This window comes from Streptomyces sp. NPDC020489, from assembly GCF_044386545.1.
Taxonomy (GTDB): domain Bacteria; phylum Actinomycetota; class Actinomycetes; order Streptomycetales; family Streptomycetaceae; genus Streptomyces.
Map to the genome: position 1 here is coordinate 60,876 of NZ_JBIRUZ010000023.1, position 21,890 is coordinate 82,765.

Genomic DNA, 21,890 nt, shown 5'->3' on the forward strand with positions numbered 1-21,890 from the left:
CATACCGGTCTGGGTGAGGAGGACGCCTACAAGACGATGACGGCGGCGAGGAGTGACGGCGCAGGTCACCCGTCCTGGGCGGGGTTGTGGTGCATGAGGCCGGAGTGACCGGTGGCCGCTTCTGTGTGGGTCTGGCCGGCGCGGGGGTTCCACTGGAAGCCGCTGCGGGCTTCGACGGTGGGCAGGAGCCGCTGGTCGGGTCCGTAGTCCTCGCGGGGGTGCATGAAGAGGGGGGCGGTGGTCTCGATGGTGCGCAGACGCTCGGCGTAGGCGTCGAGACACTCCTTGCGTTCCTGCTCGGTGGCCAGGCGGGGTGCGAAGGCGGTGAAAGGGGGCAGGGGTGTGAAGCCCATGTAGTGGAAGATTCCGTTGTTGACCGGCCAGAGCAGATGCAGGATGTCGCCTTCGACGCCGTCGGGTGCGTAGGTGTCGGCGGAGGTTCCGGTGGTGCAGCAGGCCATGGCCTTGCGGCCGAGGAAGACGCCTCTGGCGTGTTTGCGTCCGCCGCCGTAGGCGAAGCCGCGGGCCATGACGCGCTCGACCCAGCCCTTGAGAATGGCGGGCATGGAGAACCACCAGATCGGGAACTGGAAGATCATCAGGTCGCACCACTCCACCTTGGCCTGCTCGGTGGCCACGTCGGGCGGGAAGGTGGCGGTCTCGTGCTGGTGCTCCTGTTCGATGTCGATCTGGAGCCGGTCGGGGTCCTTGCGGGCCGTGGTGAAGTCGTCGGCGTCCGGGATCGCCTTGAAGCCCATCGCGTACAGGTCGCTGACCTTCACCTCGTGCCCCTGTGCGCCGAGGGTGGCCACGGCCGTGTCCTTCAGGGCGGCATTGAAGGAAGCGGGCTCGGGGTGGGCGTGGACGATGAGGACCTTCACGTCGTACTCCGGTGGGTGGTGGGACGGTGTGCGGTGGAGACGGCGACGGTGTTCGCGCCGACGATCATGGCAATGGCGAGCCAGGCGAGGGCATCGAGCTGCTGTCCGAGGAGGGTGAGGCCGGCCAGGGCTGCGAAGACCGGGTTTACGCTCATGAACACGCCGAAGAAGTGTGCCGGGATGCGGCGCAGTGCCAGCAGGTCGGCCAGGAACGGCACCGCGGAGGAGAACACTCCGGCGGCCAGCGCACAACCCAGCGCCGTGGCCGTGGGTGGGTGGTGCCACAGCACCCACACGCCGACGGGCAAGTAGAGGGCGCCGGAGACGGCCGCGGCGGCGGCCGAGCCTTCCAGGCCGGGCAGGCGGGCCCCGACGGTTCGGTTGAGCAGGATGTAGCAGGCCCAGCATGCCGCGGCCAGCAGAGCCAGTCCGATGCCCAGGTAGTCGGTGGAGGGTGTGGGGCGCGTGAGGACCACGACCGCTGCGGCTGCCGCCACCGCGGCGACCAGGTCGACCCGGCGCCGGGAGCCGGCCAGGGCCACGGCCAGCGGGCCGAGGAACTCCAGCGTGACGGCCAGGCCGAGCCCGATCCGTTCGATCGCCGCGTACAGGGACAGGTTCATCGCCGCGAAAACCAGCGCCAGGCCCAGCACGGGACGCCACTGCGCCGCGGTGAAGTGTCGCAGTCGGGGTCGGCCGACCGCCCCGAGTACCACGGCCGCCACCCACTGGCGCACTGCCACCACCCCGACCGGCCCGAGCACCGGGAACGCCAGCGCCGCGATCGAGGCCCCCGTCTGGTTGGACAGACCGCTGCCCAGCATCAGCGCCACCCCGGCCCCGCGCCCCGTCCCCCGGGCAGAGGCGGCCCCGTCAGCTGCAGTGCCCCGGGGCGATGCGACGGGGGAGGAATCGAGCTTCATGGCCTCCACGATGAGCGCACCATCGGTATACGCAAAATGCATCCACACGCTCAGCTATACGCTGGATGCATGGATGAGACGCGGAACGGGACGGCTGCGCTGGAGCTGAAGCACCTGCGGTGCCTGGTAGCCATCGTCGACACCGGCAGCTTCACGGACGCCGGCATCGAGCTGGGCATCTCCCAGGCCGCCGTCTCCCGGAACCTGCTCGCCCTCGAAAAGATCCTCGGGGTGCGGCTGCTGCACCGCACCAGCCGCACGATCACTCCCACCACCGCGGGCGTACAGGCTCTTGCCCGCGCCCGCCCGCTGCTGTCCGGCGCCGAGGAACTCGTCACCGAAGCCTCCACGGGCCACAGCCGCCTGCACATCGGCCACGCCTGGTCCGCGTTCGGCCGCCACACCACCGAATTCCAGCGCCGCTGGCACCACAGCCACCCCGAGACCGAACTCCGGCTCATCCGCCACAACTCCTCTACCGGCGGGCTCGCCGAGGGCCTCTGCGACCTCGCGGTCATCCGCGCCCCTCTCGACCTCAAGCCCTGGTCTCACGCCCTCGTCGGCCACGAACACCGGTACGTGGCTCTCGCCTCCGACGACCCCTGGGCCCGCCGCCGCAGTATCCGCATGGGCGAGATCCCCGGCCGCACCCTCGCCATCGACCGCAGAACCGGCACCACCACCCTGGACCTGTGGCCCGAAGACGAACGGCCCGCCGTCGAGTACACCCACGACATCGACGACTGGCTCGCCGCCATCGCCACCGGCCGCTGCGTCGGCATCACCCCCCAGGCCACCGCAGCCCAGTACCGGCGCGATGGCATCGCCTATCGTCCATTGCGCGACACCGATGCCGTTCCCGTCCACTTCATCTGGCGCAGGCAGGACCCCCACCCCGCCACTCACGCCGCCGTGGCTCTCGCTATCGACCTCTTCCGCCAGGGCAAGAATCGCCGCGTCCCGGCCAACTCGGATAAATGACCGTTTTCTGGGCCTCGCGTGGCTGCCGCACGCGAGGCCCAAGCGTGTTCTCCAGGCGACGAGACCGCCTTGCTCTTCTTGGGCGTGTTCACGACATCCGTCGACCCTTTCGCGCGTCCTGGTCCGAACGGGACGCCGCCGGGTCGAGGGCTGTCAGTTCCTGGATCACAGCGTGGCGCGCAGGTGGCTGACCGTGACGAAGTGGTAGCCCCGGGCGGTGAGGGTGCGCAGGATCTCGGGGACGGCTGCGACCGAGGTGGCGTGGATGTCGTGCAGGAGGACGACATCGTTGGGCTGGGCCTTGGTGATGACGGTCCGGGCCACCTTGGCGGGGTCGTGGTACTTCCAGTCCTCGGTGTCGACGTCCCACAGGACCGGCGACAGAGTGGTGGCGGCCTTCACCTGGGCGTTGACAGCGCCGTACGGCGGGCGGAAGAGGGTGGGGGTCCTGCCGGTGGCGGCCTTGATAGCGGCGCTGGTGCGGTTGAGCTGGGAGGCGATCTGCTGGGGGGTGAGCCGGGTGAGGTCAGGGTGGTTCCAGGAGTGGTTGCCGATCTCGTGGCCGGCCTTCGCCTCGGCGCGGACCAGGCCGGGGTGGGCGGCGACGTTCTGGCCGACGGTGAAGAAGGTGACGCGCGCCTTGTACTGGGCGAGGTGGTTCAGCAGGGTCGCGGTCTCGGGGGCGGCGGGTCCGTCGTCGAAGGTCAGGGCGATGCACTTGACCTTCTTGCAGTCGGTGTCGTCGTCACCGGAGGCGGTGTGGGTGGGGACGGTCGGAGCGGGGACGTGGGGCGCGCCCAGGTTGAGTGAGCGGCTGGGGTTCAGGGTCTGTCGCTGGGCGCGCTTGCCGAACGCGGACAGCCATGGCGTGATCGTCTTCTTGGGGATGGTCACCGTCTGGGGCCCGGCGGCCGGAATGCCCACGTCGCCGCGGTCGAAGTGCACCTGCAGTTTGCCGTCGGCGGTGAAGGCCATGTCGTTCAGGGCGGCGTCGCGGCTCTCCGGGTTGGAGAACGTGTCGTCCAGGTCTGCCGCATCCACGCCCTGCCGGTCCTTGAGCTGATCCTTCACGGCGGCGAGGAAGGCGTCCCGGGAGCCGTCGGCGGCAAGTCCGAGTGCCGTGCGGTACGTGTCGGCCCTGCCGTCGTACCAGTACGTCCTGGCGGACAGGCCGTCGCCCGCCGCACTCTGGTCCTGAGTGGTGAGGCGGACGCCGAGCACGTCGCCGGAGGCGACCAGGAACTGGTGGCTGATGTTGAGCTCGCGGCTGTCCGCTCCGCCCGAATCCGAGCACGCCCCCGAGCGGAAGGTTGCCAGGCGCCGCTCCACCTCCTTCTTCATCGCGGCCGTCATTGCCTCAGCGCCGGGCACGTCCGGGTAACTGGTCGCGAACGGGCAGGAGCCGTTCTCGCTGCTGTCGCTGACGATCTCCAGGCCCTTGATCCTCGACGGGTCGACCGTCCGGGCCGGGGACGGCGACGCGCCGGGCCGTGCGCCGTCGGCTGCTGTGACCGGGGGTTCGGACGTGCCGTGCGCACAGGCCGCGGTGAGTGTGCCGAGCAGCACGAGGGCGGGGAGCAGGGTGTGAGAGCGCATGTGACCAGAACCTGAGGAGAGGAGACCTTCCGGGCGTCGCGGACCGGACGCCGGGCGGCCGCCGCGTCCGAGGACGCCGACTGCCGTTGTGATCTCCGATCGTTCTGGTCAGGGGTGTTTTTCAGCGAGCCCTGGGGTCACCGTGAACAATTTCAGGGCCGGATCTGGCGGCGCTCTGTCCCGTTTTGTGTGCGTTTTCAGCGCACTGCTGGGCAGACCTGCCGGTACGGCGCGTCGGGGACGTACCGCTGCCACTGCGCCGGGGTCAGCCCGCCCCCAGCGCGTTCGCACAGGGCGCGGACGGCCGCGTCGGGGGCGACGGGGCGGCGTTGGAACACTACGTTCGGGCCGGTGGCGTAGAGCATGCCGTCGTTCCCTCCGAAGGCGAGCGAGCGGATCTCGGCCCCGAGCGTGGGCAGGTCGCCGCCGAGCAGAAGCTGTCCGGCGGTGTCCCACAGCCGGAGGGTCCCGCCGACTCCCCCCACGGCGAGGGTGCCGCCGTCGGAGGAGAAGGTCAGTGCGCCGACGGCCTCGGTCCGGCTGCTCGGGGCCGTGTCGGCGGTGCCGTTCAGGACACCCGTGGGGTGCCGCAGGTCGCCGTCCCAGAGGGTCACGTGCCCGGTGGTGTCGCCGACGGCGAACCGGGTGCCGTCGGGGCTGAAGGCGAGCGCGGTGACCTCGCGGCCGTCGGCGAGCGCCCACCCGGTGACCTTGCCGGAGTGCAGATCGGCGTACTGGTCGGCGGAGCCGACGAGCAGCCGTCCGTCCGGCCGCACGGCCACGGCTTGTCCGAAGATGCCGTGCAGGGTTCGGGACTTGCGGTGGGTCCGGGTGTCCCAGACCTCCGCCGCGTCGCCGCCACTCGCGGAGCGCGCGGTCAGCAGTGTGCGCCCGTCGGCGCCCAGGGCGAGCGCGGACACGGGGCGGTCGGCCGCCCCGGAGGTGGTGAAGCTCGTACGGACCGTGTGGGTCCGTACGTCCCACACGGTGAAGCGCAGCCGCAGGGAGCCGCCCGAGGAGGTGGTGTCCGCGACGGCGAGCGTCCGGCCGTCCGGGCTGAAGGCCAGGTGCGGGGTTTCGTCGCCGGTGTCGCTCGGCAGGGGGCCGAGCGTACTCCGGGCGAGTACGGCGCCCGTGTTGGTGGAGCGCAGCTCGAAGCGGTAACCCTGCCCGGACCGGGTGGCGGTGGCGAGGGTGGTGCCGTCCGGGCCGAGGAGCGTGGCGTCGGCCGGGGTGCTCTGCCAGCGTGCGGCGAGGCGGTCGGTGAGGTCGAGGGTGTGGACGGTGGCGCGGTCGAGGTAGCGCAGGAGGCGTTGGCCGTGGTCCGGGGTCCACGTCAGCCCTGTGATCTCCGCGCCGGCCAGCGGCCGGTGGAAGACCTGCCCGCCCCCCGACGCCAGCTGCCATACGGCGATCTCCTGGTCGTCGGTGGTGGCGAGGAACTCCCCGTCGGGCGACAGGTCGGCCTGGGCGAACCCGGTCGTGCCGCCGCTGGCGAAGTCGGTGACGACGCGGCCGCTGCGGACGTCCCAGACGGTGACCGCTGTCCCGTGGACCGAGGCCAGCCGCCTGCCGTCCGCGCTCAGGCGCAGCAGCCGGTCCCCGCCGTCGGCTCCCGAGCCGGTGCCGCACACGGTCTTGTCCGCCTTCTGCCAGGCGCCGGGCAGTTGCCTGCCGCGTACGGTGTCCCACACCTGGGGTGGGCCCTCGGCAGGGCAGAGAGCGGCCAGACGTCCACCGTCGGCGAGGGCCGCCGTGGTGATACTGCGGGAGACACCGGTGGTGAAGAGGACCTTGCCGTCATCGGTCCGGCGGACCTGCACCTGGCCGGGCCCGTCGAACGGCTGGATGAGGTAGGCGTCTGTGTCGGGCGCGGTCGCCCCGAGGTCCGCGTCGCCCAGGTCGGCGATGGACCTCCCCTCGGGGAGGTTCCACAGGGTGTCGCTGTCCGCCCCGGTCAGGACGAGGAACCGGCCGCCGGGGCCGGCGTCGGACGCCTCCGCGTCGCTCGGCAGGTGGTAGGCGCCGGTCCGGCGGTGATCGGCCACGTTCCAGGCGGTGACGCGGCCGCCGTCGGCCCTGAGCAGGGTGCGGCCCTGGTCGGTGAGGAAGCGCCGGACGTCCTGGCCTGTCTGCGGGTCGGTGAAGGCGTCCCGTTCCGGCTGGGCCAGCGCGCCCAGCAGGGCCGAGCGGGTCTCGGTGAGCGGGGCGATCCGCCACGCGGCGGCACCGAGCAGCGACGCGGTACGGGGGTCGGTGGCGCGCAGGCTCTCGGCGACGGTGGCCAGGCGGCGGGCGGCGGCCTTGGCGGCCTCCTCCTCGCCCACCCGGTCGCGCTGCCAGGCGACGAGTCCCGCGGCCAGTGCGAGCACGAGGAAGACGGAGAGACCGACGGTGAGCGCGCGCGTGCGGCGGGCGGTGCGCGTGACGGCGTCCCGTTCGGTGTCACGGGCCGCGGTGGAGGCGGTCAGGAACACCCGCTCCGACCGGGTGAGGTCGTAGGTGTCGTCGTTCTCCCGCTGCCTGCCGAACAGTTCCTCGGCGCGCTCCAGCCGTGCCCCTCGGAACAGCGCGCCGGGGTCACGGTCCAGCTCCTCCCAGGCCCGGGCGGCTTCGCCGAGCGCCCGCTGGGCGCGCAGCCGGTCCCGGCTCTCCTCGATCCAGCCGGCGAGGCGTGGCCATCCGGTGATCAGGGCCTCGTGGGCGAGTTCGACGGTGTCGCCGTCCAGCGTGACCAGGCGGGCGGCGGCGAGTCGTTCCAGGACGTCGAGCGCACCCGGTCCCAGTTCCGAGCGGGACGCCGGGCGGCGCGTGTCGGCCGTGCGGTCCCCGGGTGCGATCAGCCGCAGCAGGATGCGCCGGGCCGTGCGTGCCTGTCCTTCGTCCAGGTCGCCGTAGACCTGCTCGGCGGTGGCGGCGATCGCTCCGCGGACGCCGCCCGTCTCCTCGTACGCGGCCAGCGTCAGCGTGCGGCCCCGGCGGCGGCGCCAGGTTTCCAGCAGGGCGTGCGAGAGCATCGGCAGCGCGCCGGGCCGGTCGCCGACCTCCTCGATGATCCGCGCGGTCAGGACCCGCTCCACGTTGAGTCCCGCCGCGGTGGCCGGGCCGGTGACGACCTCGCGCAGCTCGTCCTCGTTCATCGGTCCGACCAGCAGGTTCGCGTGACTGACGGCCTCCGCCAGCTCCCGGTGTTCGGCACAGTGGCCGTAGAAGTCGCCGCGCACGGCGACCACCACGCGCAGGTGGCTGTCCGGCTCCCGCGCGCCGAGCAGCAGGTCCAGGAAGCGGTCCCGCTCCTCGCGGTCGGGGCAGAGGGTGAACAGCTCCTCGAACTGGTCGACGATCACCCAGGTGTCCAGCTCGCCGTCCTGGGGGACGAGCGCCGGCCCGTGTGTGTGGGCGGGCCGCTCGCCGGGGGTGAGGACCCGGATCACGGCCGGGCGGTCGGCACCCTCGCTCTGCCGCAGCTGGGGGATGAGGCCTGCCCGCAGCAGGGAGGACTTGCCGGTGCCGGAGGGCCCGAACACCGCCGCGAACCGGTGCGCGCGCGCCAGGTGCAGGAGTTCGAGGGCCAGTGCGTCCCGGCCGAAGAAGAGGTCGGTGTCGTCCGGTTCGAAGCGGGCCAGTCCTCGGTACGGAGCACGCTCGTCGGCCGCGGGCGCGCGGAGCTCGGCGTCCGCCTCCCGCCAGCGGGCCTCCCACTCGTCGGGGTCGGCGTCGAGTGCCTCCGCGTACGCGCGCACCACCGCCAGCGTCGGCAGCTGGTCACCGGCGGCGGCCTGTGACAGCGCGGTCGTGGAGTAGCCCGCACGCTCGGCCATCTCCCGGTACGGCGGCTTCCCGGCCTTCTCCCGCAGCAGGCGCAGGTCGTGAGCGAGGCGCTGCACCGGACCGGCACTGGGGTCGACTGGTTTTTCTCGTCGGCCCACTTGGTGGCACCTTTCAACCATCGAACAAGAAACGGGGCTCAACATATGTTTTCACCTGTCGGGAGGCAATCCCGGCCCCAGTCGATGAGGCCGGGACTGCCTCGGGCTCAGGGCAGCAGCTCGATGGCGTCGTACGACACTCCGGGGCTGAGGTAGGCGGTGCCGCCGGAGCCGCTGACGATGTCGATCGTCAGTTCCTGGTAGGTGTCGGCGGACTTGATCCACGCACTTGCCGGGATGGCGTAGCTGTAGGTGTGGTTGTTGCCGCGGTAGGAACCGACGGTGAGTGAGCGGGTCGTGGGTTCCTTGACGGGCTGGGGGACGGTCGAGAGCCAGTCGTTGACCTTGATCCGGGGGCGGCCGTTGGCGAACGCGGTGGTGATGCCGATGTTGAGGGTGTGGCCGGAGGCGAGCTGCTGCTGGGTCAGCTTGAAGCGGATCGTCAGCTTGTTGTTGATGTCCGCCCACTGGTAGCAGGGGAAGTCGGCCGGGGACGAGGAGCCCACCGTGTGCACGCCGGTCGTCCAGGGCCTGGCCCGGGCGTCGGAGGGGTGCATGGTGGTCATCAGGGAGGCGTTCTTGAAGCCGCCGGGTGTGCCGGTCCAGTCGCCGATCCGCCAGATCGCGGGGTTCCGGCTCGGGTCGGCGGTGATCTTCAGCGTGTGCAGGGCCGTCGTCTTCCCGGCCGTGACGGAGACGGACGTGGTGTGGACGGCGAGTTCGTCCTTGTAGACGGTGAGCTTGTAGGCGCCCGGCAGCATGTACGGGGAGGCGAAGTGGCCGGTGGCCGCGTCGGCCTTGGCCCAGTACTGGGCGGCGTCGTTCGCGAAGCCCACGGTGTAGGCGTGGCGGTCGCTGCGGCCGCTGATGCCGACGCCGGCGACCCGTCCGCGGCCTGCGCGGCCGACCCAGCCGACCAGGCCCAGACCGTCGACCCACGTGGTGTCGATGACGTTGTGGCTGAGCGAGCCGGCGGGGGCGCCGCCGTCCGTGAAGGCGAGGACGTAGGGCCCCTGGAGACCGAACCGCATCGGCTCGGTCTGGTTCTCCCCGTAGTAGAGGATCTCGTACAGCCCCGCGCCGTCCTCGTAGTGGTGGCGCATGAGTGAGCGGTAGAACGGTCCGCCGGATGCTTTCTCGTGGTTGCTGCGCACCATCCACATGCCGGTCTTGCCGTCGCTCCAGCCGACGTGGTCGTAGTCGATGACGCGTTGGTTGGAGTAGTGCTTGGAGCGGGTGGTGCCGTTGGGCTTGCGGCGGATGTCCTGGGCCTCGATCAGGGAGTCGGTGCGGGCGTCCCAGGTGTCGGGGTTGTTGTTGGGGAAGAGGCCGGGTTTGACGCGGACGATGTAGCGGGTGGCGGTGATGGAGGTGTCCGCCTTGTTCGTCCACATGTAGACGTTGTTCTCGCCGCGGCGGGCGGCGTAGTAGTGGTGCATCGTGCCGTGGACGATGGTGACCAGGATGGTGTCGCCGGTCTTGCGGATGCTCACGGACGAGTTGCCGAGCCCGGTCTCGACGTGGGAATTGCGGTTGCCGTAGCCCTGGTACTCGGTGCCCTTGTGGACCAGGGAGGTCAGGTCGCCGTTGCGGTGGTCGACCTTGAAGACCAGGTCGGCGCCGGTGGTAATGACGTAGGCCTGTCCGTCGTCGCGGTATCCGAAGGCGCTGGGCGCCGTGTCGGCGCTGGCGAGCAGAGGCCGGGCGACCGCGGCGCCGCCGGCTACGACGAGTCCGCCGGCGGCGGTTCTGAGCAGGACATCGCGGCGGGTCAAGCGTCGGCGACGGTGGTGGGCCATGGTTGTTCCGTTCGTGAGCAAGAAGCTGATCGAGCTGTGGTGTGTGCGGCGGTGGTGGCCGGGCGGAGAGGGCCACCACCGCCGGGGGTGTCTTCCGCCTACCGGACGGTGCGGTAGGCGTTGTGGATCGTGCCGGTGTAGGTGTTGCCGGCGGTGTCGGCGAGGTCTGCCCTGAAGGAGACGGTGCCGGGCCTGCTCGGGTTGGTAAGGGTCAGGTAAGGCTTTCCGCTCGCCGCGCTGTGCACGGTGACCTGCTTCCAGGTGCGCCCGCCGTCGTACGACGCCTTAACCGTCAGCGACTTCAGGTGCCCCCTGGCCGCGGCCGGGCCCTGCAGGGAGAGCGGGACGGTGATCCGGGCGCCCGCCTTTGCCGTGCCGGTCAGGCTCAGGTTCGGGTTGAAACGGACGACGGACAGCGGCCAGGCGGCAACCTCGGTCTCGGGTGTGTTCGCCGAGGTGAACGTCCACACGCCCTCGACGTGATCACTGATCCGGTAGCCCTTGCTGCGGTCGGCGGTGATGGACAGCTTGTAGCGCGCCGTTCCGGCTCGCAGGTTGGAGTAGGTGTTCGGGCAGGTGTCCTCGGTGAAGTCGCCTATGACCTTGCTGCCGGAGGTGAGCCGGGTGTGGATCTGGATCTGCCGGGAGTAGGAGATATCGCCCGCCCCGCCGGAGAACATCGGCACGCACAGCGCGTAGTACCGGCCGACCCGCAGGCCGCCCACGGTCTGCGTCGGTGTCACGATCGGGCCGTGGACACCGCCGTCCAGAGTGATGCGGTAGGTCCGGTTCGGCTCGAAGCGCCGAGAGTCGGCGAAGGCGGTCACGCCTTCGCCGTCCGTGCCGTTCTGCGTCCGGGTGCCGAGGTACCAGCGCATGCCGTGGTCGGCGGATAGGTACTGCATGACCGAGGAGGTCGGCGCCGGCCGCAGCGGCCCTTCGAGGGGGGAGATGACCTGGTCGAGCGACGGCCAGCCGGGTGTGGTCCACCAGCCTTGCGGCGCGGTGCTCGCCTTGGCCAAGGTCGTGGCGACGGGGGTGTTCACCCTGGCCATGCCCCAGGTGGAGGCGAAGGTACCGGTGAGACCGTCGAAGAAGCCGCCGCTGTGGGTGGTCACCAGGTTGTACGCCGGGGATGTCGCGGTGTGCTGCCAGACGCCGCCGATCTGGGCGATGGCGGAGTTCGCGGGGGCGCTCGGGCCGACCTGGCCGAGGAAGGTGTCCTTGGCGTCGAGGTCAGCGCCGACGGAGAAGTCGTAGGCCCGCTTGGCGCCGCGGGCGGCGAAGACCACCTGGCCGTCGCGCAGCGTGGCCCGGCGGTCCGGAGCGGTCACCTTCACCGGCTTCGCCTTGCGCCCGTCGAGGGCGACGGTGGTGTCGTGGTCGAGCACGATGTGCGGCGCGACCAACTGGGCGGACCGGCCTGCCGGGCTGACGGTCATCGCGCTGATTACGTAACACCCCTTCGGCAGCCGCAGGGTGACCGTGCCGCGCTGCGCCTTGCCGTCGTCGTAGGGCGTGAACTGCTTGCCCGTGTCCAACCCCGCCACGGTCACATCGGGCGCGTTGTCGCGCTTGCCGTCCCTGCGGGTGGTGACCAGGGTCAGCGTGTGTGCCTCGACCTCGCGGTCCACCACCAGGGCGGTGCGCACGCTCTGCCCGTCACCGCTCGCGGTGATCGCACCGGAGTAGAGGCCGTCGGCGCTGCCGAGCCGCGTGTCGGCCGTGACCGTCGCCTTCGCGGTGCCGTCGGCCGGGACGGTCAGCCGGGCGGGGGAGACGGTGACCATGCCGGTGGGCGCGGCCTTGCCGCCGGGGCCGGTCGCGGTGGCGTCCAGGTCAAGGGTGATGGGCCGGGAGCCGTCGTTGCGGTAGGTGACGGTCCTGGTGACCGGGGCGTCGTCGTCGTGCGGCCAGGGGGCCGGCGTGCCGAAGTCGACCGAGGACGGCTCGCTGGCGACGGTGGCGTCGATTGCCTGGGGCAGGTCGACCCGGCCGACGCCAGCGTCGTACGCGGTCACGCCGCCCAGCGTCTTCGCCGAGGCGGTGAGGGCGGACTTGAGCTGCTCGCCCGTCCAGTCGGGGTGCTCCTGGGCCAGGATGGCGGCGGCGCCGGCGGTGTGCGGGGTGGCCATCGAGGTGCCGGACATCGACACGTAGCCGGGCGCCTCGTCGTTGCCCTCGGTGCCGTGGGCGGCCTTCGCGGCGATGATGTCGACGCCGGGCGCGGCGATGTCGGGCTTGAGGCGGCCGTCGGCGGTGGGGCCGCGGCTGGACCAGGAGGCGATCTTGTCGTCGCGGTTGACGGCGGCCACCGTCAGAGCCGCCGCGGCCGACCCGGGAGTACCGAGGGTGGTGTCCGAGGGGCCGGAGTTGCCGGCGGCGATCACGAACAGGGTGTGGGAGGAGGCCGACAGGTCGTTCACGGCCTTCTCCAGGGGGTCGACGTCCGCGGTGTCCGGCGAGCCGAGGCTCATGTTGACGACCTTGGCGCCCTGCGCCACGGCCCACTGCATGCCGGCGATGATGTCCGAGTCGTCGCCGAAGCCCGTGTCGTCCAGAACCTTGCCGACGAGCAACTCCGCTCCGGGAGCCACGCCTTTGTACTTCCCGCTGCTCTTCGCGCCGGAGCCCACGATGGTGGAGGCGACGTGGGTGCCGTGGCCCTGCCGGTCGTCGGCGGAGTCGGAGCCGGTGAAGTTCTTGGCCTTGAGGATTCTGTCCTTGAGGTCCGGGTGGGTGGCGTCGATGCCGGTGTCCAGGACGGCGATCTTGACGCCCTTGCCGTCGTAGCCCGCCTTCCAGGCCGTCGGGGCACCGATCTGCGTGACCCCTCCGTGCGGGTCGGGCGCGGCGGCGTCCTGGGCGCTGATCCTTTCTCGGCCGTCCAGCCACACCCGGTCGATACCGGGGGCGGTGGTCACGGAGGCACGGCCGCCGACGGAGTCGGTCAGTGCCTGCCATACCTTGCCCGCGTCCGGCTTGTCGGAGGTCAGTGCGTCGCCGTGGATGGCCGGCAGCCGGTGTGTGACATCGGCCTCGGCGGCGAAGAGGGATTCCCTGGCGCCCGCTTGAGCACCGCTGGTGCCCTTGTAGGAGACGATCAGCGGTACCTGTGTGCGGTGGGCGTCGTCGTAGCCGTCCTTGACCAGCCGCGTGACGTCGAACAGCCGGCGGTCCAGCCTGCCGCTGCCCAGGAGTCTCGTCGCGTCGCGCGGAACGACGTAGGTGTGCCCCGCGAAGCGCCGTACCGAGTATCCGAGGCCGCTACGGCCCTTGCCCGGCCGCACCTCGACCACCCGGCCGGTGCGATCAAGGCCGACGGTGTCGCCGGTCAGCAGTGTCACGCGCGCGGCCGGCTTGGTCAGGCCGTCCGGGGACGCGGCGGACGGGCCGGCCGGAATGATCGGTGCCGCTGGGGCGGCTGTCGCGGTCGCGGTGAGGCCGGCCAGGGCGAGAGCGGCACCGATGCCGAACGCCGTTCCGCCCTGTCCGTGCCGTCTCCTTCTCGTCCGCTGGTGCTTGGTCTGCAAAGGAAGGTCCCTTTCCCCGTGGTCGGTGCGTGGTCCGTACGACGCCGCGTACGCGAGTGGACGGGCCGATGGCGAGGGAGTGCCGCCAGCCGGCACCGACTCTGCAAGGCCGGAGAGTTGATAAGTAGGCCCTGACCAGCACTGAAAAATGCGGAGCGTCAACGCTCCCCACCGGTGCGACACCGGCCTGCCAGGCCGGTAGGTGCACGGAGGCGGCTGTGTCCTCGGGGCTCGGACTTCTGCCGCTCCGGCGCCTTGCGTGTCGTCGCCGACCGGTCGAGCGGAGCCTGGTCGGTCTGCTGACCGAGCAAAGCTAGCTTCGCGCGGAGTGTGCCGATGGACATGTGCCCTGGTGGGAGGTCATCGCCTCTGCCGCTGCGAGTCCATGACCATCGCACTCGCCTCCTCCTCACGGTCCTCCGCCGCACGGACAGCCCCGCGCAGACGGTCGTGCAGCTCGGCCACCAGGCCCGCGTCCCGCCAGCAGGCGAAGAAGGCATACACACGAGGCCAGGGCGGGAAGTCCGCGGGCATCGCCCGCCATTTGATGCCGTTGTCGACGAGGTGGCGCACCGCGTCGATCATCTGCCGGTGGCAGCAGGCCTCCGGCCGCCCACTCCGGCCCGCCATCCACCCCGGCATGGGCAACAGATCCCGCACCAAGGTCCATTCGGCATGTCACACCCAGAGTGGCTGGACTGGACCCGGCAACCATGACCACGCGACACTTCGACAACAGGGCCTCTTGCTCCTCGCTGGACTCAACAACCGCGAGATACCAAGGGCCCTTCCTCCATGCCCCGGCATCGGCCAACTCACCCGAACCAGCACCCTGTTCGAACAAAAGGGGCGCGCGCTGCGCTCCTCGACCAGCCGGTCGAATGTGTCGGTGGCGGCACCCCAATGCACTTCGACATCCAGTGCCTCTAGGCTGCGCACCGCGGTGACACACAGCTCGGTCTTCGCGCAGCATCGCCGTTCCGCTCCTGGCCGTCGTGGAGCTGCGCGCCACCACTCTTGAGGTCGCCGTACTGACCGCGCTCGGCATCAGCTGTGACGCGGCATGCACCGACGATGGCCGCCAGCGCCCGCACGCCTTCTTCCGATCGGCTCCACGAACGGATAGAGAACGGCCAGCCAGTCATGGTGGGAGGCGTGGGGCGTGCCCGGGTAGATCGTGCCGGCGTTCCAGCCGAACTCGATCGTCGCCCGGGCCAAGCCGGGGAGAGACGGCGAACCGTCCGCGTCTGCGGCCGTTCTTCCGGATGGAAGCGAGCCGTGTCGACCTCATCTTCTTCTTCCGCCAAATCGATACCGATTACAGCCACGATGCCGCGCGGGGGAGTGGCCCGCGGGCGCGGCCCCAACGGCGAGAGGCACCAGGGGGAAGCAGGCGTACCAGTTTGGTGTGCTGGAGGACTTCGACCATCTGTACCGGTACGCCAACCTGTACGAGATGATCGAGCATCGCAAGGCGGAGTCGATCGTCGAGGGGCTGACCGAGGTCATGCCCGGGCGGCCGACGAAGTTCCACCACCGCGACCCGGTGGACAACGTGCGTGATCCATACGCCAAGGACGAGACGAACCCGCTGTCGAAGCTACACGCGCTGACGATCCTGTCGGCGGAGCAGCAGACGATGAACTTCTACATGAACACCGGCCCCACCTATATGGAGCCGATCGCCCGCCAGCTGTACCAGGAGATCGGGCTCATCGAGGAGGAGCACGTCACCCACTACGAGTCGCTGGTTGACCCGGGTGAGACGTGGTGGGAGCAGCTCGTCAACCACGAGTACAACGAGTGCTACCTCTACTACTCCTTCATGGAGCAGGAGAGCGACCCCCGGGTCAAGGCCGTCTGGGAGCTGCACCTGAACATGGAGTTGGAGCACCTGCACATCGCCTGTGACCTGATGCGCCGGCATGACGGGCGTGAGCCGGAGCAGGTCCTGGCTCCGGAGCTGCCGAACGTGCTCACCTTCGAGCCGAACAAGCAGTACCTGCGCGAACTGCTGGATACCCAGATGGACCTGACCACGCTCGGCGCCGACTATGTGCGTGAGCAGCACGAGCGGTTCGAGAAGATGCAGGAGCAGATCCACGGTGGCGAGGAGCCCCCGAGCGAGCGGGTCATGGCCGAGCACGACGCGATGTTCGGCCGCGAGTACCGCGTGCAGTCCGAGGGCGAACACCCCGACCCCGCGATGCGCGAGAAGTGAGGCGGCCGCACATGTCCGAGCTGCACACCCCGCAGGCCGGTGACGACCAGGCCGACGACATCGACGTGGTCGCCCTGCTGATGCGTCAGCACGGCGACATCCGCAACCTCTTTGACGAGGTCGAACAGAGCAAGGGAGAAGACCGCCGCGACGCCTTCCACCGCCTGGTGCGGCTGCTGGCCGTGCATGAGACGGCGGAGGAGGAGGTCGTCCACCCCTTCGTCCGACGAGCGGTAGAGGGGGGCAAGCAGGTCGTCGAGGACCGCCTGGCCGAGGAGAAGGCCGCCAAGGAGATCCTCACGGCCTTGGACGAGACGGACACCGACGACCCGAAGTTCATGCCCCAGCTCTTGAAGCTGCGCAGGGACGTGCAGGAGCACGCGCGAGCGGAGGAGCGCTACGAGTTCACGCACCTCCGCCGCAGCACCGACGTCACCAACCTCGCCGCCATGGCGAAGGCGGTGAAGGCCGCCGAGGCCATGGCCCCCACCCGTCCGCACCCGGGCGTCGAATCGGGAGTGGCCAACATGGCCCTCGGGCCGGTCGCCGCGCTCATGGACCGCACCAAGGACGCCGTCCGCAAGGCCATGGGCAACGGCTGAGAACAAGGCGCAGGCCCCAGACACCCACAACGCGCTCTGTGCCGCAGGCGGGTCTGCGGACCACCACGTCCGGGCACCGTGACTTGCAGCGTCGGGACGTAGCCGCCGCTCCCAGACCGTCGTCATCCGTTGTCCCCCTGCTTCGTCGCGCTCCGGCGACGACGGCAACGGCAACATCCAATGAATGTGACGATGGTCCCGTTGCGGCGCGAACGCCACACTCACGGCAAGGCGCCGACGCGCGACGTCGTGACACCTGGCCGTGCAGTACGCCGTGCTGGACCGCACGGTGGACCGCACCACCGCCAACCACGTGCATGGGGCCGCATCGCCGTGCACCTGCACCAACTCGGCGTGCGCCGGCCCTGCCTGCTCACCGGACACCAGGCCATCCCCGCCGCCTATTACGCCGGCTGCGCCTCGGCCAACCCCTGCGGCCACGACGCCAACACCACCGAGGCGGCCATTCCTGCGCACGGCCCGACGGACGCCGACCGCAACCCTCACCCCGTCGGACGCCCCGCCACCCCGATACGCCCGAACCTGGGAATCCACCAGCTCCGGCCCACTGAGCCCCCCATCGCGCCCGCGCCCGCGACGGCCGCCACGCGTGAACGTCGGACGACCGCCGCCGCGGTCCTGGAGACCGGCGGCGATGGCGTAGCGCTGGCCGATGGATACAGGGCGCCCGCCACCAGGCGGCGCCACTGGTTGTCGTGGCCACGCCTTCACGCGCTGTTTAGATCACCGCATATGGGCACTCGGTAGGTGCAGAAGATCTTGACCCTTTCCCACCCGCGGAGTGCATCAGGTGCTCCCGACGAAAAGAAAAGGTGCCTTCTCATGAGCGCTGCGAACCCGGTTGGCAACGCCAACCCTCACACGGGTGACGGTGCGGCCGCTCGCCGGCCGCGCCGACTGTCGACGGAGACGAAGGCGGCCTTCAAGACCACCGAGTTCTTCGCCTACATCGCCGCGGTCGTCGCGGTGTTGATCGCCTCCATGGTCGTGGGAGACGACGAGGGCCACGCCGACTACTTCCGCGCCGACAAGGCGTGGCTGTACATCGTGATCCTCACCGTCGGCTACATGATCAGCCGCGGCCTGGCCAAGTCCGGCAGCCGCGACCCCTACGACGACTGAGCACCTGCTCTGCGTCATGCAGTCCCAGGAGGTGCAGCACAAAATTGGTCCCCGCGCCCTCAGGGCGGCGGGGACCTTTCACACCGGGCCTGCGGAGCAGTCGTTGCACCGCGAGTTCCGCGGATACGGTCAGAGAGCGTTTTCAGCGTTGACGCTCCAGGGTGAGGACGGCGGCGGCGATGACCGTCATGCGGTTGGGGCTGCAGCGGGCTCTGCGAAGACGCGCCAGGACTTCAGTCTCGCGACGCTTCGTTCGACCGGTGCTCGTGCCGCTGACAGGGCCCGGTTGATCGTCCGCTGGGTCGCGGTGAGGTCCTGTTGCGGAAGACGTCTGATCGGCGTGGTCACCCATGAGCCGGCTCCGATGTAGGCGCGGTCGGCGAGGATGGGTACGCCTTGGCGTTCGCAGATTCGGATGATGCGGTGGGTGCGGGCCGCGGTCAGGTCGTGGGTGCGGCCGGGCAGTGCGGGCGAGATCCACAGCAGCTTGCCCGCAGGATCGGCAATGACCTGCACGTTCACGCCGTGGCGGCGGTGCTTCTGGGAGAAGTCGGCCCGGCTGTCACCGACCCGGTCGCACTCGGCGAGCGTTCCGTCGAGCAGGACGTGATCGGGATCGGTCTCCCGCAGGACCCGCAGCAGCCCGGGCGCCCGGCGGGACAGATGGCCGACGACCGCGGTGACGTATGCGTGGGTGGTGCCGACGGATATGCCGAAACCGGCGGCGATCTGCGCGAGCGTGTCGTGCCGGCGAAGGTAGACCAGGCCGACGAGAGCACGCTGGTGAGGCGGGAGCTTGCAGCGGCGGTCACCCTCACGGGTGACGATGAGCATGGTTACCCACTCGACCAGGGCGTGCGGGAGGTCGAGTGCGGCAGGATAGGGAACCAACGAGGCTCCTGCGCTGATGAGTTGAGACGTCGAACACCTCTCTCAACGGCACAGGAGCCCCGTGCGTTGCGCAAGGCCGTCCCGTCACCCGACCGGTGGCCACTCTGAAAACGCTCCGTTATCGACGAGGTACTGCTGAATCCACATCCTCCGAAGGGTCTGGACCCGGCCAAGCAGCCGTAGGGACACGGGGGCGTCGGGCGTGTACAGGGCGGCAAGCAGTCTCAGGCCGTCGGAACTGCGGTCCTGGAGTAGCGGTTCTCGATGAGAGAACCAATTTCTTCAGCATGTCCGGTGACTATTATTTCAAAGGCGCGAACTGAGGTCCTTGGTTCTTCCCCATGCCTGCCGCTCGCCATAGGAGAGAAGCCCGGGGGGCTCCAGATCAAGTTTCTTTGGGTGTTTAACCAGGACTTCTTGGTGACCATTCATCTCCCCTGTCACCTGATCCAGAAGGAGAGTGAACTGAACCCCCTGGCTATCCGCCTGTGTGGAAACGCCAAAGATTTCGCGGCCGGATCTATCTGATGCTACCCCCAAGAGGATTAGATCTTCCCTTCCTGTCAGCATGCGAAGAATCGCGGCACGCAATGACGCTGCCACAATACCCAGGTCGTAATAGACATCTTTCACAGCTCCAAGAAGGGAGTGCGGACTTCCGTCGCACACAGACATCAGCTGTCGTGAAAGGATCTCGGGACTGTGCGATAAGGGCATGATGTCTTCCCATACGTCTTTGAGGCTGCTGTATTCTCCGGCCTGAACTAGGCGATCCACCACCTGTACGCCATGGGGCCCAGTATCTGTCTCCCCCCACAGTTCCGCTGCGCTGGCTGAGACAAACTCGGGAGGATAGTTTCTACGCACGCGGCGGCCCGATCCATCTGAGTCACGCCAACGCTCCGTCATAGTGGGAAACCAGGCACTCGCCCCCGTGTCGCCGATCACCCGAGTTGTGAGATTCAGTCCGATGTCTCTGGTGTAAATATATGGGCCTTCGAAAGATGGGTCCTCGAGTCGCGCCACACGCTGAGAGATATCCGTCATGAAGTCGGCCCTGTCGCAGTCGAGCCACTCGAAAGACAGCATCAATTCTCCATCCTGTGCTGCGAGTCGTGTTGGACATGCCGCTAAATTTTGCACATATCCTCGCCGTGAGAGACCGTCAGTTGGAGCCTGTACGCGTTGCTGAATTCAATGAGGAGGATGCTCGAGATGGCGCCCCCTCAGCGGGCACCTCCCAATTCTGCAACCGACTTCACCACATCCGCCCTACCAGGTCGGTAAGCAGGCCGTGACCGGCGTGCGCTACGAGGACCCCGACGACGGCCGGCACGGTCCCGGCTGTGCCGTATCGACCTCACCCGCCAGCCACCTGGCCCACGACCTGCGCCACGGCCCGAGCCGGACCGGTGACGTGTCGCTGCCGCGGGAGGGCTGTCCGGAGGCGGAGCGCGACGCTGTACGTGCGTACGTCCGCCGGGTCCGAGAAGGCCCGAAAAGGTACTGACTGGATGTGCTTCCGGTTACGGAAACGGTCGAAGCAGGCGCCGCCACCGCGGCCTGTCAACGCTGTGAGGGCTGGACTCCGCCCCCCACCCGGGCCCGGGTCCGCGGGGGAGATGCCCTGGTTTGCTGTGGCCAGGTGTAAGAAGCTGTTGCTCTATCGATCTTGGTGGGCGTGAGTTCGAGGTCGTCGACTCGGTCGGGTGATCTCGTGGCCGACCGGGCATGAGAGCGGGGCCTCCCGCACAGCTCGTGGGTGTCGAATCCAACCGAGCAACAGGAGGCCCCTGGTGCTGCAGTCTTCCGTGTCGGCGTCGGTGTCGTCCAACTCGGCGTCCCCTTCGTGTGATTGTCTCGCTCACCGGTTCGGGAACGCTGGGGACCGGCCGTACAGGCGACCGAGGTATCCGTCGGACATGAGCGATGCGGAGTGGGCCGTCGTACGTGAGGTGATGTCGGTTCCCGGCTGGCTCGAGGGCCGCGGCGGGCAACCGGAGAGCTATTGCCACCGGCAGATGGTTGATGCGGTGCGGTATCTGGTCGCGGGCGGCATCACCTGGCGGGCGATGCCCGCGGACTTCCCCGCGTGGGACCGCGTCTACGCCTTCTTCCGGCGCTGGCGGGACAAGGGCCTGACCGCCGAGTTCCACGACCGGCTGCGTGAGCGGGTCCGCCGGGCCGCGGGCCGGGATGCGGAGCCGACGGCGGGCGTCATCGACGCGCAGTCGGTGAAAGGAGCCGCATCGGTGCCGGCCGCGAGCAGGGGATTCGACGGCGGGAAGAAGGTCAACGGCCGCAAGCGGCACATCGTGGTGGATACCCTCGGACTGCTGCTGGCCGTGATGGTGACCGCGGCCTCGGTCACCGACCGGGACGCAGGGCAGACACTCCTGGCCCGGCTGCGTGAACGGCACTGGCGCGTCACGCGGGTGTGGGCCGACGGCGGCTACACCGGGCGCCTGGTCGACTTCGCCCGCGATGCCTGGCGGATCGCGCTGACCGTGGTCAGACGCAGCGATGACACCAGCGGTTTCACCGTGCTGCCGAAGAGGTGGCTGGTGGAGCGCACGTTCGCGTGGCTGATGCACTCACGCCGGCTGGCCCGCGACTACGAGACGCGCACCGACACCTCGGAGGCGGTGATCAAGTGGGCGATGAGCACGGTCATGAGCCGCCGCCTCGCCCGACGGGCACGCTGAACAGCCCCGGGCGTTGCTCCGCCAGCCAGCCCGCGCTGCCAGCCGCTTCGCCTTCGACCGCACCCCCTCCACCTTCGCGGGGACCGGCTCCAGCCCGAGCGCGGCCGCGAGCTGCCGGCAGTCCATCGTCCTTTCGCACGATCCGTTCCCACCGGCGAAGACGTCCATGATCTGCTGGTAGTCCGGCGCGAGAACCGCCGGGGCGAGCCCTTCCTCCCAGTGCGGCACCACTGAGCCGGGCACTGCCTGCCTGACCTGCACCGGCCGTTCGCCGGCCACCACGACCGGCGCCACGTCCTCGCCTCCGCGCGGCTCCGCCAGAACCTCACCCACCGTCTGACGGGCGATCACGAACCGCTCCCACGCCGCCTCCGCTTTGCGCAGCTCGGCCTGGAGAGCCTTCACCCGCTGCCGAGCGACGCGTTCACGCTCCTCCAGCAACCCCATCACCGATGGCATCCCGGCACCTCCACCGAAGGGACAACAGGCCCCCCGTCCCTCCCGCCGAAACGCCACCCCTACACCTGACCAGCGGAAACACACCCGCCACTCTCGGAAAGACAACAGCTTCTCAGAGATCGCCCGGACAAGTCCTAGTGTCCTGAGTCGTTAATTCGTGTGCAGTATGCGGCGAGGGTGTCGAGGATGTCGTCGGCGGTCTTCGTCCAGACGAACGGCTTGGGGTT

12 protein-coding genes and 2 pseudogenes are annotated in these 21,890 nt (G+C 69.6%); 5 read left to right on the forward strand and 9 right to left on the reverse strand.

The genetic code is table 11. From position 1 onward, the window contains the following. Window positions 1–65: 65 nt before the first annotated feature. Both ACH41F_RS39770 and ACH41F_RS39775 read right to left on the reverse strand, forming a co-directional pair. Window positions 66–881 carry an NAD(P)H-dependent oxidoreductase gene (locus tag ACH41F_RS39770; RefSeq protein WP_398839698.1) on the reverse strand — a complete coding sequence of 272 codons (816 nt, stop codon included), beginning with the start codon at window positions 879–881 and terminating at the stop codon, window positions 66–68. Further along, on the reverse strand, window positions 878–1,705 hold the full coding sequence (locus ACH41F_RS39775; RefSeq protein ID WP_391243106.1) for an EamA family transporter: 828 nt from the start codon (window positions 1,703–1,705) through the stop codon (window positions 878–880). The genes ACH41F_RS39770 and ACH41F_RS39775 overlap by 4 nt, the downstream gene beginning before the upstream one ends. A 168-nt stretch (window positions 1,706–1,873) precedes the next feature. On the opposite strand from ACH41F_RS39775, the gene ACH41F_RS39780 reads away from it, so the two are divergent. After that, on the forward strand, window positions 1,874–2,785 hold the full coding sequence (locus tag ACH41F_RS39780) for a LysR family transcriptional regulator (RefSeq protein WP_398839699.1): 912 nt from the start codon (window positions 1,874–1,876) through the stop codon (window positions 2,783–2,785). A 165-nt stretch (window positions 2,786–2,950) separates the two neighbouring features. Here ACH41F_RS39780 and ACH41F_RS39785 read toward each other — a convergent pair whose 3' ends face one another. From ACH41F_RS39785 to ACH41F_RS39805, 5 genes are all read right to left on the reverse strand, one after another. Further along, entirely contained in the window at window positions 2,951–4,381 is a 1,431-nt protein-coding gene (locus ACH41F_RS39785) for a polysaccharide deacetylase family protein (RefSeq protein ID WP_398839700.1), read from the reverse strand. Between the two features lie 197 nt (window positions 4,382–4,578). Beyond that, complete coding sequence (locus ACH41F_RS39790; RefSeq protein ID WP_398839701.1) at window positions 4,579–8,268, reverse strand: helix-turn-helix domain-containing protein; 3,690 nt, start codon at window positions 8,266–8,268, stop codon at window positions 4,579–4,581. Between the two features lie 149 nt (window positions 8,269–8,417). Next, window positions 8,418–10,109, reverse strand: coding sequence for a rhamnogalacturonan lyase B N-terminal domain-containing protein (locus tag ACH41F_RS39795; protein ID WP_391243094.1), 1,692 nt, complete (start codon window positions 10,107–10,109; stop codon window positions 8,418–8,420). A 98-nt stretch (window positions 10,110–10,207) separates the two neighbouring features. Next, window positions 10,208–13,642 (reverse strand): S8 family peptidase, encoded by a 3,435-nt coding sequence (locus ACH41F_RS39800; RefSeq protein ID WP_398839702.1) that lies wholly within the window; start codon window positions 13,640–13,642, stop codon window positions 10,208–10,210. Between the two features lie 360 nt (window positions 13,643–14,002). Further along, a complete protein-coding gene (locus ACH41F_RS39805; protein ID WP_391243088.1) occupies window positions 14,003–14,272 on the reverse strand; it encodes a transposase in 270 nt (89 codons plus the stop codon). Between the two features lie 757 nt (window positions 14,273–15,029). Here ACH41F_RS39805 and ACH41F_RS39810 point away from each other — a divergent pair. From ACH41F_RS39810 to ACH41F_RS39820, 3 genes and pseudogenes are all read left to right on the forward strand, one after another. Continuing rightward, window positions 15,030–15,863, forward strand: a pseudogene (locus ACH41F_RS39810) (hypothetical protein); the annotation flags it as partial. Between the two features lie 11 nt (window positions 15,864–15,874). Next, the gene (locus ACH41F_RS39815) at window positions 15,875–16,465 is read left to right on the forward strand and encodes a hemerythrin domain-containing protein (protein ID WP_391243085.1); all 591 of its coding nucleotides are present in this window, start codon (window positions 15,875–15,877) and stop codon (window positions 16,463–16,465) included. A gap of 843 nt (window positions 16,466–17,308) precedes the next feature. Then, a complete protein-coding gene (locus ACH41F_RS39820) occupies window positions 17,309–17,608 on the forward strand; it encodes a hypothetical protein (RefSeq protein ID WP_391243082.1) in 300 nt (99 codons plus the stop codon). Between the two features lie 142 nt (window positions 17,609–17,750). Here ACH41F_RS39820 and ACH41F_RS39825 read toward each other — a convergent pair. Both ACH41F_RS39825 and ACH41F_RS39830 read right to left on the reverse strand, forming a co-directional pair. Beyond that, a pseudogene (locus tag ACH41F_RS39825) lies at window positions 17,751–18,499 on the reverse strand (transposase family protein). 306 nt (window positions 18,500–18,805) lie between these two features. After that, window positions 18,806–19,588 (reverse strand): hypothetical protein, encoded by a 783-nt coding sequence (locus tag ACH41F_RS39830; protein WP_398839703.1) that lies wholly within the window; start codon window positions 19,586–19,588, stop codon window positions 18,806–18,808. A gap of 833 nt (window positions 19,589–20,421) precedes the next feature. On the opposite strand from ACH41F_RS39830, the gene ACH41F_RS39835 reads away from it, so the two are divergent. Further along, window positions 20,422–21,204: an IS5 family transposase gene (locus ACH41F_RS39835; protein WP_398839704.1), complete on the forward strand. Its 783-nt coding sequence runs from the start codon at window positions 20,422–20,424 to the stop codon at window positions 21,202–21,204. The last annotated feature ends 686 nt before the right edge of the window (window positions 21,205–21,890 follow it).